The sequence below is a fragment of the Streptomyces sp. WZ-12 genome, from assembly GCF_028898845.1.
Lineage (GTDB): Bacteria > Actinomycetota > Actinomycetes > Streptomycetales > Streptomycetaceae > Streptomyces.
This window is the reverse complement of the sequence record NZ_CP118574.1, coordinates 3,011,920-3,026,155: the sequence shown is the minus strand read 5'-3', so window position 1 is coordinate 3,026,155 and position 14,236 is coordinate 3,011,920. Positions and strand designations below refer to the sequence as shown.

Genomic DNA, 14,236 nt, shown 5'->3' with positions numbered 1-14,236 from the left:
ACTAACGCTCCTGATCGTAGGTGCTGCCGGGGCCGAAGCCCTGTTGGTCATTCTGGGGGACCCCCGGGGAGGGGTCCGTGCCGGTGCCGGCGCTGCGCCCCTGCTGGACACCGCGGCGCAGATTGCTCAGCCTGCCGCGGACGTCCTCCGGAGCGCGGGAGACCTGGGGGCCGCCCTGCGTGGTCTGCTCCGCGGTGCCCTCGACCAAATTGGCCTTGGGCACCCGCCGGGGAAGGCCCGAAGCGGTGACCCCGCCCGCCGACGGCTGGCGCAGTCGCTCCGCCCGCTGCCAGCGCTCGTCGTTCTCGCTGCGCCAGGCGGAGCCGTCGTCCTGGCCGCTCTCCGGTGCCGTCTGCTGCTGATCCTGCGGCGAGTCGGCTCCGCGGAACGGAAGACCGGCGTCGGTCAGCGACTGGACCGTGCTCGCGGAGGGGCCGGGACGCTCGAATGTTACGCGCTCGGAGGCATCCGCGGGAGCGGCAGTTGGATTCCGGTCAGATTCCGCTTCCGATCCGAAGTACCCCTGGTGCGCGGCGGGTTCGGCCCACTCGTTCACCTGGCCGGTTTCCTGCGGGGCCCAGCCGTCAACCCGGCCGCTCTCCCGCGGGGCCCAGCCGTCCACGTGACCCGCGTCCTGCGGGGCGTAGGGGTACTGGCCGGTGGTCTCCATCGGGTTCGGGGCGGCGAACGCCTCACCACCGTAGGAGCGGTCGTCGTAGAGCGGCTGGCCGGGCTCCGCATACGGCGTCGGGTGCCCCTGGAAGCCGTCGGTCACCTCGTCGCGGAACAGCGGTCGGGTGTCGGCCTGTTGGGGCGCGGGCTGCCCGGCGGCGGCCTGCGCCTCCAGGGCCGCGCGGCGCTCCTCGCGCAGCAGCGAGCGACCCACCGGGTCGAGCTCCGCCGCGGGGCCCGCGGCCCCCTGGAGGCCGTCGTCGAAGCCGAACTCCGCGGCGGTGCGGGCGTCGTCCTGGTAGGCGGCCTGCTGGTGCTCGGGGACGATTCGGGAGACGGTGAAGGTGTCGTCGAACTGCTCGTCGCCGCCACCGCCGTGGGTGATCGCCTCCGGCAGCATGACCAGCGACGTGGTGCCGGCCTGTTCGCCCGAGGGGCGCAACTGGACCCGGATGCCGTGCCGGTCGGCCAGCCGGCCGACCACGAACAGGCCCATCCGCTGGGAGACCGCGGCGTCCACGCTCGGCGGGTTGGCCAGCTTGTGGTTGATGTCCGCGAAGTCCTCGGGGGTCAGCCCGATGCCCTTGTCGTGGATCTCGATCATGACCCGGCCGTCGGGCAGTCGGGTCGCGGCCACCCGCACCTTGGTCTGCGGGGAGGAGAACGTGGTGGCGTTCTCCAGGAGTTCGGAGAGCAGGTGCACCAGGTCGGTCACCGCGGTGCCGTGGATCTCGCTCTCGGGGACCCCGCTGAGCTCGATCCGCTCGTAGGACTCGACCTCGGAGGTGGCCGCGCGCACCACGTCGATCAGCGGCACCGGCTGGTTCCAGCGGCTGCCGGGCTCCTCGCCCGCGAGGATCAGGAGGTTCTCGCCGTTGCGGCGCATGCGGGTGGCGAGGTGGTCGAGCCGGAAGAGGTTCTCCAACTGGTCCGGGTCGGCCTCGTTGTTCTCCAGGCCGGTGATCAGCTCCAGTTGACGCTCGATCAGGCCCTGGTTGCGGCGCGAGAGGTTGGTGAAGATCGCGTTGACGTTGCCGCGCAGCAGCGCCTGCTCGGCGGCGAGCCGGACCGCCTCGCGGTGCACCTGGTCGAAGGCGCGGGCGACCTCGCCGATCTCGTCGGTGGTGGCGATCGGGATCGGCTCCACGCGGGTGTCGACCCGGCCCGGCTCGGTGCGCGAGAGCTGGTCGACCAGCATCGGCAGCCGCTGCTCGGCGACGCCGAACGCCGCGTTGCGCAGCGCCCGCATGTTGCGGCTCATCCGGCGGGCCATCAGCCCGGCCACGATGAACGCGGCGGCCAGCGCGGCCAGCACGATGCCGGAGTCGACGAAGATGGACCACTTGGCGTCCGAGGAGATCTGCGCCGCCTCGTTCACCGCCTTGTCCGCCAGGTCCTTCTCGATGGACCGGTACATGTCGAACTTGCCGGTGGCGGCGCGGAAGTACGCGTCCGGTGTGACGCCCTTGGCGGCCAGCGCGTCCGGCGCGGCGCCCGAGGCGATCAGGGTGGACATCTGGTCCATCGACGGCGGGGTGCGGAACTGCTGACCGGCCGCCTCCGCCTGCGACTTGGCCCGGTCTATCTGGGCCTGCGCCGCCCGCTGGAGACCGGCGGCGTCGTCCTTCAGCCGCTGCACGTCCTCGGGCGTCCCGCCGGAGGTGTACTCGCCGATGGCGATGCCCTCCAGGTAGCGGTACGAGGCGAACGCGGTCAACTGCGTCTTGTGCTCCTTGCCGCCCTGCGGGGACGCGGGGTCGACCAGGAGGTGGGTGCCGATGGAACGCTCCAACGACTCGGCGGCCTTCGCCAGCGAGACGGCGTAGACGGTGCGCCCGTAGGAGGTGATGTTGCCGGTGCCCAGGCCGAGTTCGTTGGCGAACTCCATCAGCGGGTGCTGGATCTCGACGTAGCCCTCTTCGGTCTGCACGCCGGTGAGCTTGGCGGTGAAGGCGACCTGGCGGAGCTGCGCCAGCTTCGGCTCGGTCTTCTGGAAGAGCGCCATCCGGCGCTGCAGGCCCGGCTTGTCCGGCATGCTCTTGGCGGCCTCGTGGAACGCCTTGCCGGCGGCGTCGGTGGCGTCCCGCGCCTCCTGGACGGTCGGGTCGTCCTTGCGGCCCTTCAGCAGCGGGGCGGCGGTGCGGTCCCGCTCGTCGATGAGGGCGTTGCTGTAGGAAAGCGCGGCGCGAACGAGCTTGGCGGTGTTCTCGGCGTCCCTGGCGTCCTGCCAGGTGCCGAGGGAGTTGTTGACCCGCAGCCCGCCGAAGACCAGGCCGACGAGGACCGGGATCAGCAAGATGGCGTTGAGCCGGGTGGCCACCCGCCAGTTGCGCGGGGCGTACTTGCTGCCGCTGACCTGGGGCTTTTCGGCCGGAGGTGCGGGCGCGTCGGCGGCCGTCGCAGTGCCACCGCGGGGCGGCGGCGTGAAGTTGCCCCGCCGCGGTTCCTGCGGCTCGGGGCTCGTCGTGCTTCGCCTCACTCGACCAACAACCTCTCGGCGACGGCACGGTCGCGCAGTGCCGTTTCTTCTGGGCGTTACTACTCCGGAGTTCAGCGAATTTCAGCACGTCAGGGCGGTGCGTTCCAAACACTGAGCGGGGCTTGAACAACCCTTGAAGGCCGCAAGATAAAAGGGGCGTTAAGGGCGAGGCGCGGCAAAAGGCGGGAGAAATGTGAGCGCAGCGAAGCCGGCCATGCGCATGGGGTGTCGAAAGCGCGCCGATTCACTGTCGAAACGTTATGAAGCCCTTTACGGGCGTGTCGAAGGACACAGATCACGGCGACGGTGTATGGGAACCGAACCCGGGCAGCCCGCACCCCCGATGACGCCCCCTCGGGGACAACTGCCGTGCGGCCCGCGCCGAATGACGCGCGGGCCGCAGGCCGGGTCAGCGGAGCCGGGCCATCAGCGCGTGCTCCACGAGCGTGATCAGCGCGCTCTTGGCCTCCGCGCGGTGGCGGGCGTCGGTGGTGATGATCGGGGTGCCGGGGCCTATCTGGAGCGCCTCGCGCACGTCGTCCGGCCCGTACGGCTGGTGCCCGTCGAAGCCGTTGAGGGCGATGACGAAGGGCAGGCCGCTGTTCTCGAAGTAGTCGACGGCCGGGAAGCAGTCGGCCAGGCGGCGGGTGTCGACCAGGACGACCGCGCCGATCGCGCCGCGGACCAGGTCGTCCCACATGAACCAGAAGCGGTCCTGACCCGGTGTGCCGAAGAGGTACAGGATCAGGTCCTCGTCCAGCGTGATGCGGCCGAAGTCCATCGCCACGGTCGTGGTCGTCTTGTCCTGGACGTGGCTGAGGTCGTCGATGCCCGCCGAAGCGGAGGTCATCACGGCTTCGGTGCGCAGCGGGTTGATCTCTGAGACGGCGCCGACGAACGTGGTCTTGCCGACGCCGAAGCCGCCCGCCACCACGATCTTCGCCGAGGTGGTGGAGCGGGCTGCACCGCTAGAGCTTGCGAAGTCCACTGAGCACCCTCTCCAGCAGCGTCACGTCCGGCGTGCCGCCCGCCTCGCCGCTGCCGCCCGGCTGGTGGATCGCCACCATCCCGGCCTCCGCCAGGTCCGCCACCAGGATCCGGGCCACTCCGAGCGGGATGTGCAGCAGCGCGGAGACCTCCGCCACCGACTTCACCTCGCGGCACAGGTGGCAGATCCGCTGGTGTTCGGGCAGCAGACCGGGCAACTGGGACGGGTCGGCCGTGGTGCTGACCAGCGCCTCTATGGCGAGCTGGTAGCGCGGCCGGGTCCGGCCTCCGGTCATGGCGTACGGGCGCACCAACGGCTGGTCACCTTCGCTCCCGTACGGCGCTGAGCTGTAGGCACCGTACGGGCCGGAAGTGGCGGGTGGCGGGGTCATGGGTCCTCCGGACGGGACAACAGTCGGTCGTCGGGGTTGGGCCGGTGGGGGGTGCGGCTCGGATGGATGAGGGGTCACCGGGTGCGGTGCGGCGCTGCGGACGCCGCGGGCACTCAGCTCAGCAGGCTGCCCTGCAGTTCTGCGCGGAGGTCGGGCGTCAGGACGGTGCCCGCGCGGTCGACCAACAGGGCCATCTCGTAACCGACGAGGCCGATGTCGCACTCGGGGTGCGCCAGGACGGCCAGCGACGATCCGTCGGAGACGGACATGATGAAGAGGAAACCACGCTCCATCTCCACCACGGTCTGGTTGACGGTCCCGCCCTCGAAGATGCGGGACGCGCCGGAGGTGAGCGACGTCAACCCGGAGGCCACGGCCGCCAGTTGATCGGCGCGGTCGCGGGGGAAGCCCTCGGACATCGCGAGGAGCAGTCCGTCCGCGGAGACCACCACCGTGTGGGACACCCCGGGGGTGTTCTCCACGAAGTTGGTGATCAACCAGTTCAGATTCTGCGCCGCCTGGCTCATCGGACTCAACTAACGCTCCTGCTGGTGAGTGGGATCGACAGTGCCGTGGGTGCCGGTGGACGACGTCCCGGCCTGCCGGCCCTGCTGGATGCCCCGGCGGAGATTGGTCAGCCGGCCGCGCACGTCACTGGGTGCGCGGGAGACCTGCGGACCGCCCTGCGGGGGCTGCTGCTGCGCGGTGCCGGCGACCAGGTTGGCGCGCGGCACCCGGCGGGGCAGCCCGGACGTGGTGACCCCGCCCGAGGCCGGCTGGCGGACCTGCTCGGCCTGCCGCCACACCTCGTCGTTCGGCGAGGTCCGCCACTGCGCGTTCGCGTCGGCCGGGGTGCCCGGGCGGGCACCGTCGACCGGGGCGCCGCCGTTCGACGCCCCGTCCGGCGTCCCGCCGTCCTCGGGGGCGCCGCGGCGCGGCAGCGGCGGCACACCCGCGGCCGCGGCGGCCGGGGTGTTGAACCAGTTGGACTCGATGGTGTCGAAGATCGGGGTGCGGGTGTCGCCGGCGCCGTCGCTCGGGGCACCGTCGAGCGGGTCGCGCAACGGGTCGCCGCCGAGCGGGGCCTCGCCCGCCGGGGACCGACCGGCCTGGGGCCGCGGCGCCCGACCGGTCGGCTCGCTCTCGGGGTGCGGGAACTGCCCGGTGGTCTCCAACTGCCCGGCGTCGAACTGCCCGGCGTCGAACTGCCCGGTGTCGAACTGTCCCGTGTCGAACTGCCCGGTGTCGGCGTCGGGGCGCGGGTGCTGCCCGGTGTCCTGCGCGGGTCGCGCGAACTGGCCGGTGTGCGCGTCGGGTTGCGGGAACTGCCCGGTGTCGCCGGGTGCCCGGACCGGCTCGAGGCCGGTGGTGGCCGGGGCGTCGTTCGGCGTGGTGCCCGGTCGTGGTCCGCCGAAGTCGGGCCGGGGGAACGCGGCGGTGTCGCCGGGGCCGGCGGCCGGCGCGGGCCGCCGGAAGGGGTCGGTGACCTCGGGCTCCTCGTGGCCGCGCGGGCGGTCCTGGGCCTCGCGGGGCGCCAGCGGCCAGTCGTCGTCGGCGCCGCGGTCCCGGCGCACGCCCAGCGGGGCGTCGTCCGGCCGCGCGGGGTCCGCGGGGGTCGATCCGGCGCCGCCGCCCGGGAGTTCGGCCGCCGGGCCCGACTGCCGGGTCGGCAACTGCGGGCGCTCCTCGCGCGGGGGCAGGCCGGCGGGCGGGGCCACGGTCGGGGTGCGGGCCTCCTCGGCGCCGCGGCTCGCGTCCACGCCGCGGACCGGCAGCGCGGGCCGGGAGCCGTCGCCGGCCGGGCGGGCCTCGCCGCCGGCCGCCGGGGCGGACGGTGCGGTGTTGCGCCCGCCGGGCGCCGGCGCACCGAAGGCGTTGGGGGCACCACCGGGGCCGCCGCGGCCGGGCAGCGGGGGCCGCCCGCCCGGGCCGGAGCCGACCTGGCCGCGCGGCTGGAGCCCGGCGAGCCGGCTGGTGGGCGTGCCACCGCTCTCCGAGGGGCTCTTGGCGGTGCTCGGCGCCGGCTTCTTGCCGCCCTGGGCGACGTCGACCGGCAGCATGACCAGGGCGGTGGTGCCGCCGGAGTCGGAGGGCCGCAGCTGGATGCGGATGCCGTGCCGCAGCGACAGCCGGCCGACCACGAACAGGCCCATCCGCCGGGAGACCGAGACGTCCACGGTCGGCGGGCTGGCCAGCCGCTCGTTGATCGCCGACAGGTCCTCGGGGGAGAGGCCGATGCCGGTGTCGTGGATCTCGACCAGGACGCGGCCGTCGGGCAGCGCGTGACCGGTCACCTTGACCTTGGTCTGCGGCGAGGAGAACGAGGTGGCGTTCTCCAGCAGTTCGGCGAGGAGGTGCACCAGGTCGTTGACGACCCGGCCGGCGACCTCGGTCTGCGGGACCGCGTTCAGCTCGATCCGCTCGTACTGCTCCACCTCGGACGCGGCGGCGCGGAGCACGTCGACCAGCGGGACCGGGCGGGTCCACCGGCGACCCGGCTCCTCACCGGCGAGGACCAGCAGGTTCTCGCCGTTCCGGCGCATACGGGTCGCGAGGTGGTCCAGCTTGAAGAGCGAGGAGAGCTGGTCCGGGTCGGCCTCACGGGACTCCAGTTCGGAGATCAGCGAGAGCTGACGCTGAATCAGGCCTTGGGAGCGGCGCGAGAGGTTGGTGAACATCGCGTTGACGTTGCCCCGCAGCAGCGCCTGCTCGGACGCCAGCCGGACCGCCTCGCGGTGCACCTCGTCGAAGGCCGCGGCCACCCGGCCGATCTCGTCCCGGCTGTGCACACCGACCGACTCGACGGAGGTGTCGACGTCCTGCGGGTCCGACTCCGAGAGCTGCTTGACCAGTTCGGGCAGTCGGTCCTGGGAGACCCGCTGCGCGGTGTCCTGGAGGCGGCGCAGCGACCGGACCATGGAGCGGGCCACGACGAACGCGCCGACCAGCGAGACGCCGAGGACCAGCAGGATCACCGCACCGTTGAGGATGGCGTCCTGGGTCGCGGTGTTGCGCAGCTCGCGGGCCTTCTGGTCCATCTCGGACAGCAGGGTGTCCTCGATCCGCGACATCTCGTCGATCTTGACGGTGTCCGAGTCGTACCAGTCCAGGTACTTGTAGTCCTGGCTGCGGATGCCGCCGCCGGTGACGAAGACGCGGTGCGCGAACGCGGAGGCGGCCTTGATCTCGTCGTTGTGGCCGTCCAGGCCGCTGGTGAGCGCGCCGGCGTTGCCGCTGTAGATCTGCGAGAAGCGGTCCCGGGCGGCCTTCTCGTCGTCCTCTGCGGTGCGGCCGGCCTGCCGGTCGTTGGCGGAGAGCTGCGGGCCGCCGGAGTGCGCCAGGCCGGCACTGACCAGGGCGCGCTGGATCGACGCGTACTCCTTGGCCGACGAGAACGCGGCCAGGGCACGGGTGGAGCGGATCATCTCCGGGTTGCTGGTGGCCTGTGCCATGTCCTGCGAGAGGTCCAGCAGGGACGTGATGAGCTGGTTGTAGGAGTTGACGGTCCGCGCGACGTTGTTGTCGTCCTTGTAGGCGTTGGCGCGGATCTCGTTGAGGGTGTTGAGCTGGCGGCCGATCTCCAGGACGGTCGCCCGGACACCGGCCATCGTGGCGTCGCCGCCCTTGATGTCGTCGGTGGCCTGGTTGAAGGAGACCTTGGCGCGGTCGGTGGCCTCGCGCGGGGCGACCACGTTGGCGTCGTCCTTGACGTTGCCGGTGCCGGCCAACGGGCCGGCCGACTTGTCCCGCTCCGCCTGCAGCGCGTTGGCCAACTCGGTTGCCTGCCGCGTCATCTGCGTCAGCAACTGCATCTTGGAGAGCTGGTCCATGTTCTCCAGCTCGGTGTTGACGCGCAGGGCACCCAGGGTCGTCGCCGCGACGACGGGAAGGGCCAGCAGGGAGACCAGACGGGTGCTGATGCGCCAGTTGCGCAGCGCTATTCGACTGCCGGGCCCGCTGGGGCTGTTCTTGGGCTTGCCGCCGTCCGCGGCGTCCTCGCCCGGAGTCTGACCGCGGTCTGTCTCACCGCGCAGCTCCGGGTCCGCCGCAGCGTTGCCATCCCTCTTGAAACGTCCCTGCACTAGCGTCGCAACCTCTGGACCAGGCGTCCCACCGCGGGGCGGCAGGACGGTGTCGAGTCGGAGGGGACCGCGAAGCCCCCAAGGCGGTCGTGATGACCGGTGAGCCACCCCCTCTGGCCGAGAGAGCGGCGCCACCGCGCGGCGCTTCTTCGCGCCCTGCGCGCCGGCGGAAATGTGCGGCGGTCCGTGGAATTCCAGCACAGTGCAGGATCTCCAACAAGGGCGGAGCGGGTCGCTGTGACATGGGTGACGCAATGTATGGAACGCGTTACGACCGGTAGAAGACGCCGCCGCCGAATTCGGACTTATGTCCGCGAGTCGACCGCCGACACCCCCTGTCCCAGGTGCGGTGATCAGGAGCGGAACGTGCGGTTCAATCCGCCAATGTCCGTTTCGACCATGGATATTGATCATGGGAAATGCGGCATATGTCACACCCTTCGTGAGGAAACTCACAGGAAGATCGCCGAGTTTCCCGCTGATCCGCAGGGAATAGCGCGCTTAGCCTGACGCTTTACACAGTTGCGCAGAACGACAACGCGCAGAAATGCAACGTTCGGCAACTCTTCCCGACCAGACGCGAGGCATACCGCAGTGAAGACGACGATGATGTTCCGCAACATAGCCAACCCGCGGCGCACCACCCTGGCCCACCTCAAGGACGCCGACGACCTCGGTGCCCCGGAGGCGCAGGAGCACACCGTCGAACTGCCCCGCCAGACCGCCAATCCCCGCCGCACCGTCCTGAACGACCTCCCGAAGCAGGACGTCCCGGCCTGACGGACGGCGGCCCGCCCAGGTCCCCGCGATAGCCTGGAGTGTCAACTCCGGCCAGTGATCATGAGGGGCAGCGGCAACCCGTGCGCATCGCCAGATTCTCCATCGACGGCACCGTCGGTTTCGGCGTCCTCGAAGGGGACGAACTCGACGTCATCAAGGGACATCCGTTCGCGGAGTTCGAGCGCTCGGGCCAGAAGGTCCCCCTCGACAAAGTCCGCCTGCTGCCCCCGGTCCTCCCCAACAAGGTCATCGGCGTGGGGCGCAACTACGCCGAGCACGCCGCCGAGCTGGGCAACGAGGTCCCCGAGACGCCGGTCACCTTCTTCAAGCCGTCGACCTCGGTGATCGGCCCCGGTGACCCGCTCGCCTACCCCTCCTTCTCCCAGGAGGTGCACCACGAGGCCGAACTGGCCGTCGTCATCGGCCGGATGTGCCGCGAGGTGCCCCGCGAGCGGGTGGCCGACGTCATCCTCGGCTACACCTGCGCCAACGACGTCACCGCGCGCGACGTCCAGCGCACCGAGAAGCAGTGGGCCCGGGCAAAGGGCTTCGACGGCTCCTGCCCGCTCGGCCCCTGGATCGAGACGGACCTGGACCCGGCGGCGGTCGCCGCGGGCCTGACCATCCAGTGCACGGTCAACGGCGAACAGCGCCAACTCGGCCGCACCAGCGACATGGTCCGCCCGATCGAGGACCTGATCGTGCACATCACCGAGGCGATGACGCTGCTCCCCGGCGACGTCGTCCTCACGGGCACCCCGGCCGGGGTCGGCCCCCTCAACGTCGGCGACACGGTCGCCGTCACCATCGAAGGCATCGGCACTCTCACCAACAAGGTGATCAAGCGTGGCTAACGCGACCCCCGTCCGCGTCCGTTTCTGTCCCTCCCCGACCGGCAACCCCCACGTCGGCCTGGTCCGCACCGCCCTGTTCAACTGGGCCTACGCGCGCCACACCGGCGGCCAGTTGGTCTTCCGCATCGAGGACACCGACGCGGCCCGCGACTCCGAGGAGTCCTACCGCCAGCTTCTGGACTCGTTCCACTGGCTCGGCTTCGACTGGGACGAGGGCCCCGAGGTCGGCGGCCCCCACGAGCCCTACCGCCAGTCGCAGCGGATGGACCTCTACAAGGACATCGCCCAGAAGCTGCTCGCCGCCGGCCACGCCTACCCCTGCTACTGCACCACCGAGGAGCTCGACGCCCGCCGCGACGCCGCCCGCAAGGCCGGCAAGCCCTCCGGCTACGACGGCGCCTGCCGTGAGTTGACCGCCGAGCAGAAGGCCGCGTACGAGGCCGAGGGCCGCACCTCGATCGTCCGCTTCCGGATGCCCGACGAGCCGATCACCTTCACCGACCTGGTCCGCGGCGAACTGACCTTCACCCCGGAGAACGTCCCGGACTACGGCATCGTCCGCGCCAACGGCGCGCCGCTGTACACCCTGGTCAACCCGGTCGACGACGCCCTGATGGGGATCACCCACGTCCTGCGCGGCGAGGACCTGCTCTCCTCCACCCCCCGTCAGATCGCCCTCTACCGGGCCCTGATCGAGCTCGACATCGCCTCCGCCGTCCCGGAGTTCGGCCACCTGCCCTACGTCATGGGCGAGGGCAACAAGAAGCTCTCCAAGCGCGACCCGCAGGCCAACCTCAACCTCTACCGGGAGCGCGGCTTCCTCCCCGAGGGCCTGCTGAACTACCTCTCCCTGCTGGGCTGGTCGTTCTCCGCGGACCAGGACGTCTTCACCATCCCCGAGATGATCGAGAAGTTCGACATCGCGGACGTCAACGCCAACCCGGCCCGCTTCGACCTCAAGAAGGCCGAGGCGATCAACGCCGAGCACATCCGCCGGCTGGAGTTGAAGGACTTCATCGCGGCCTGCGAGCCGTGGCTGACCGCCCCGTTCGCCAACTGGGAGCCCGAGGACTTCGACCGGGCCGCCTGGGAGGCCATCGCCCCGCACGCGCAGACCCGCCTCACCGTCCTCTCGGACATCACCGCCAACGTCGACTTCCTCTTCCGCGCGGAGCCGGTCGAGGACGAGGCGTCCTGGACGAAGGCCATGAAGGGCGACCCGGTGGCCCTGCTCACCACCGCCCGCGCCAACTTGGCGGCCGCCGACTGGGCGTCCGGCCCCGAGCCCCTGAAGGAGGCCGTCCTCGCCGCCGGCGAGCAGCACGGTCTCAAGCTGGGCAAGGCGCAGGCCCCGGTCCGGGTCGCCGTCACCGGTCGCACCGTCGGCCTGCCGCTCTTCGAGTCCCTGGAGATCCTCGGCAAGGAGCGCACGCTCGCCCGCGTCGACGCGGCCCTGGCCAAGCTGGCCGGCTGACCCGACCGCACCCACGGGACCCACGGGCCCGGAAGCCCCCGCGCTTCCGGGCCCGTTCGCCGTCCACCCGCCGAAATTCCCCCTTGCCCCACCCCACCCACCGGCCGCAAGATTCCCACCATGCCCCTGCGTGCCGTCCTCTGGGACCTCGACGACACTCTCTTCGACTACACCGGTTCCGACCGCACCGGCGTGCTCCGACACCTGCGCACCGAGGGGCTGCTGGCCGCGTACGGCGGCGAGGAGACCGCCCTGGCCCGCTGGCGCGCGGTCATGGAGACCGAGTTCGCCCGCTTCCTCACCGGCGAACTGGGCTTCCAGGAACACCGCAGGGCCCGCGCCCGCACGTTCCTGGGCGCCCCGCTGAGCGACGCGGAGGCCGACGCCTGGTTCGGCCGCTACGTCGCCCAGTACGAGGCCGCCTGGCGGCTGTTCCCGGATTCCGTGCCGGCCCTGGAGGCGCTGACCCCCCTGGTCCGTCAGGCGATGCTCTCCAACTCCTCGACCGCCAACCAGGAGCGCAAGCTGACGGCCCTGGGCATCCGGGAGCACTTCGAGGTCGTCCTGTGCGCCGACGCCCTGGGGCACGCCAAGCCCGCCCCGGAGGCGTTCACCGCGGCCTGCGCGGCCCTCGCGCTGCCACCGGCCGACGTGCTCTACGTCGGCGACCGGCTCGACCTCGACGGCCTGGGCGCCCGGGACGCCGGCCTGGTGCCCGTATGGCTGGACCGCGCGGGCGCCAACGAGCCGCCGCCACCGGGCGTGCACCGCATCCGCGGGCTGGCCGAGCTCCCCGAGCTGGTGCGCGGGCTTATCGGTTTTGGAGCACCCTCCACGATCAGGTAATGTTCTTCCTGCGCCGCCCGAGAGGGCCGAAAGGCCCGGACCGGAAAGCGCAGATCAAGGAGAAACCCCCGACTCCGGGGGTTGCACTTTGATGGCCTATGGTGTAATTGGCAGCACGACTGATTCTGGTTCAGTTAGTCTTGGTTCGAGTCCAGGTAGGCCAGCTCGCAGAGCTCATCTGCAAAGCCCCCGTTGTGTAGCGGCCTAGCACGCCGCCCTCTCAAGGCGGTAGCGCCGGTTCGAATCCGGTCGGGGGTACAGATCCTTCCCGGGGAGGCAGTCTGGGTCGCACCCACTGTCACTCACGCAGGATCGCTAGGGCCCCCGTTGTGTAGCGGCCTAGCACGCCGCCCTCTCAAGGCGGTAGCGCCGGTTCGAATCCGGTCGGGGGTACTGGTCTACACCACCATGGCCTATGGTGTAATTGGCAGCACGACTGATTCTGGTTCAGTTAGTCTTGGTTCGAGTCCAGGTAGGCCAGCTCGCAGAGCTCATCTGCAAGGCCCCCGTTGTGTAGCGGCCTAGCACGCCGCCCTCTCAAGGCGGTAGCGCCGGTTCGAATCCGGTCGGGGGTACGTCACAGGAAGAGGCCCTCCGCTTTCAAGCGGAGGGCCTCTTCCGCGTGTTGGGAGCGGCGTTGGTCAATTGCCCCGCGGCGCGGGGGAGTTGGTGCCGGCCCGGTGGCAACGATCCGTGCGGCGGGCGGAATTGGGTGGCGGTCGGCGCGGGTGTCGGGAGCGGGCCGGCTGGCCGCCGCGGGGGAGCGGGGCCGGCCGGTGGGGACTCAGCCGCCGTTGCGGCGCAGGCCCTCGGAGAGGCGGGCGGCGGCGTCGATGACCGCCTGGGCGTGCATCCGGCCTGGGTGGCGGGTCAGCCGCTCGATCGGGCCGGAGACCGAGACGGCGGCCACCACGCGGTTCGAGGGGCCGCGCACGGGCGCCGAGACCGAGGCCACGCCCGGCTCCCGCTCACCGATCGACTGGGCCCAGCCGCGGCGCCGTACGCCGGAGAGCGCGGTGGCGGTGAAGCGGGCGCCCTGGAGGCCGCGGTGCAGCCGCTCCGGCTCCTCCCAGGCCATCAGGATCTGGGCCGACGAACCGGCCTTCATGGTCAGCGTGGAGCCCACCGGGACGGTGTCCCGCAGTCCGGACAGCCGTTCCGCCGCGGCCACGCAGATCCGCATGTCGCCCTGTCGACGGTAGAGCTGGGCGCTCTCGCCCGTCACGTCCCGTAGATGCGTGAGCACCGGGCCGGCCGTGGCCAGGAGGCGGTCCTCGCCGGCCGCCGCGGCCAGTTCGGAGAGGCGCGGGCCGAGGATGAACCGGCCCTGCATGTCCCTCGCCACCATCCGGTGGTGTTCCAGTGCCACGGCCAGCCGGTGGGCCGTGGGTCGTGCGAGCCCGGTCGCCGCGACCAGCCCGGCGAGGGTGGCCGGACCGGACTCCAGAGCGCTCAAAACCAGAGCCGCCTTGTCGAGAACGCCGACGCCGCTAGAGTTGTCCATGCAACGATACTCGCGTCTCACAGTGTGAAACGCAAGTTCAATTTTCCAGCGAAGTCGTCACTCTGTAGCTGCGGCCCCCGACCAGGGCCCGGCGTCAGACCCGCCAGGGGAGATTCGCGGGTCACCGCGCACACACGAGCAAGGCCGGCACTGCGGCCGGCCGGAG

10 protein-coding genes and 5 tRNA genes are annotated in these 14,236 nt (G+C 71.3%); 9 read left to right on the top strand and 6 right to left on the bottom strand.

The annotated features are described in order from the left end of the window. Position 1: 1 nt before the first annotated feature. From PV796_RS12620 to PV796_RS12600, 5 genes are all read right to left on the bottom strand, one after another. Positions 2-3,151 carry a sensor histidine kinase gene (locus tag PV796_RS12620; RefSeq protein ID WP_274913070.1) on the bottom strand — a complete coding sequence of 1,050 codons (3,150 nt, stop codon included), beginning with the start codon at positions 3,149-3,151 and terminating at the stop codon, positions 2-4. Between the two features lie 409 nt (positions 3,152-3,560). Continuing rightward, complete coding sequence (locus PV796_RS12615) at positions 3,561-4,139, bottom strand: GTP-binding protein (protein WP_274913069.1); 579 nt, start codon at positions 4,137-4,139, stop codon at positions 3,561-3,563. Continuing rightward, a complete protein-coding gene (locus PV796_RS12610; RefSeq protein WP_016576235.1) occupies positions 4,120-4,530 on the bottom strand; it encodes a DUF742 domain-containing protein in 411 nt (136 codons plus the stop codon). The genes PV796_RS12615 and PV796_RS12610 overlap by 20 nt, the downstream gene beginning before the upstream one ends. A gap of 113 nt (positions 4,531-4,643) precedes the next feature. Further along, positions 4,644-5,057, bottom strand: a complete 414-nt coding sequence (locus tag PV796_RS12605) for a roadblock/LC7 domain-containing protein (RefSeq protein WP_274918988.1) — start codon at positions 5,055-5,057, stop codon at positions 4,644-4,646. A gap of 9 nt (positions 5,058-5,066) precedes the next feature. Then, on the bottom strand, positions 5,067-8,612 hold the full coding sequence (locus PV796_RS12600; protein ID WP_274913067.1) for a sensor histidine kinase: 3,546 nt from the start codon (positions 8,610-8,612) through the stop codon (positions 5,067-5,069). 594 nt (positions 8,613-9,206) lie between these two features. Between PV796_RS12600 and PV796_RS12595 the strand changes: the two genes are divergently transcribed. The 9 genes from PV796_RS12595 to PV796_RS12555 all read left to right on the top strand — a co-directional run bounded on the left by PV796_RS12595 (position 9,207) and on the right by PV796_RS12555 (position 13,141). Continuing rightward, on the top strand, positions 9,207-9,392 hold the full coding sequence (locus PV796_RS12595) for a hypothetical protein (protein WP_274913066.1): 186 nt from the start codon (positions 9,207-9,209) through the stop codon (positions 9,390-9,392). A gap of 80 nt (positions 9,393-9,472) precedes the next feature. Further along, complete coding sequence (locus tag PV796_RS12590) at positions 9,473-10,246, top strand: fumarylacetoacetate hydrolase family protein (RefSeq protein ID WP_274913065.1); 774 nt, start codon at positions 9,473-9,475, stop codon at positions 10,244-10,246. Beyond that, positions 10,239-11,720, top strand: a complete 1,482-nt coding sequence (gene gltX / locus PV796_RS12585; protein WP_274913064.1) for a glutamate--tRNA ligase — start codon at positions 10,239-10,241, stop codon at positions 11,718-11,720. The genes PV796_RS12590 and gltX overlap by 8 nt, the downstream gene beginning before the upstream one ends. 120 nt (positions 11,721-11,840) lie before the next feature. Continuing rightward, positions 11,841-12,566, top strand: coding sequence for an HAD family hydrolase (locus PV796_RS12580; protein WP_274913062.1), 726 nt, complete (start codon positions 11,841-11,843; stop codon positions 12,564-12,566). Between the two features lie 92 nt (positions 12,567-12,658). Beyond that, positions 12,659-12,730: transfer RNA gene (locus PV796_RS12575), tRNA-Gln, on the top strand. Between the two features lie 21 nt (positions 12,731-12,751). Continuing rightward, a tRNA-Glu gene (locus tag PV796_RS12570) sits at positions 12,752-12,824 on the top strand. Positions 12,825-12,886: 62 nt separating this feature from the next. After that, positions 12,887-12,959 (top strand) — tRNA-Glu (locus PV796_RS12565). A 16-nt stretch (positions 12,960-12,975) separates the two neighbouring features. Then, positions 12,976-13,047 (top strand) — tRNA-Gln (locus PV796_RS12560). A 21-nt stretch (positions 13,048-13,068) separates the two neighbouring features. Further along, a tRNA-Glu gene (locus tag PV796_RS12555) sits at positions 13,069-13,141 on the top strand. Positions 13,142-13,350: 209 nt separating this feature from the next. Here PV796_RS12555 and ndgR read toward each other — a convergent pair. Beyond that, positions 13,351-14,070 carry an IclR family transcriptional regulator NdgR gene (ndgR, locus tag PV796_RS12550; protein WP_018541140.1) on the bottom strand — a complete coding sequence of 240 codons (720 nt, stop codon included), beginning with the start codon at positions 14,068-14,070 and terminating at the stop codon, positions 13,351-13,353. Between the last annotated feature and the right edge of the window lie 166 nt (positions 14,071-14,236).

Coding starts and splice junctions, on each gene's coding strand:
- PV796_RS12610 (WP_016576235.1), bottom strand. CDS start 4,530: ATGACCCCGCCACCCGCCACTTCCGGCCCGTACGGTGCCTACAGCTCA.
- PV796_RS12605 (WP_274918988.1), bottom strand. CDS start 5,057: ATGAGCCAGGCGGCGCAGAATCTGAACTGGTTGATCACCAACTTCGTG.
- PV796_RS12580 (WP_274913062.1), top strand. CDS start 11,841: ATGCCCCTGCGTGCCGTCCTCTGGGACCTCGACGACACTCTCTTCGAC.
- ndgR (WP_018541140.1), bottom strand. CDS start 14,070: ATGGACAACTCTAGCGGCGTCGGCGTTCTCGACAAGGCGGCTCTGGTT.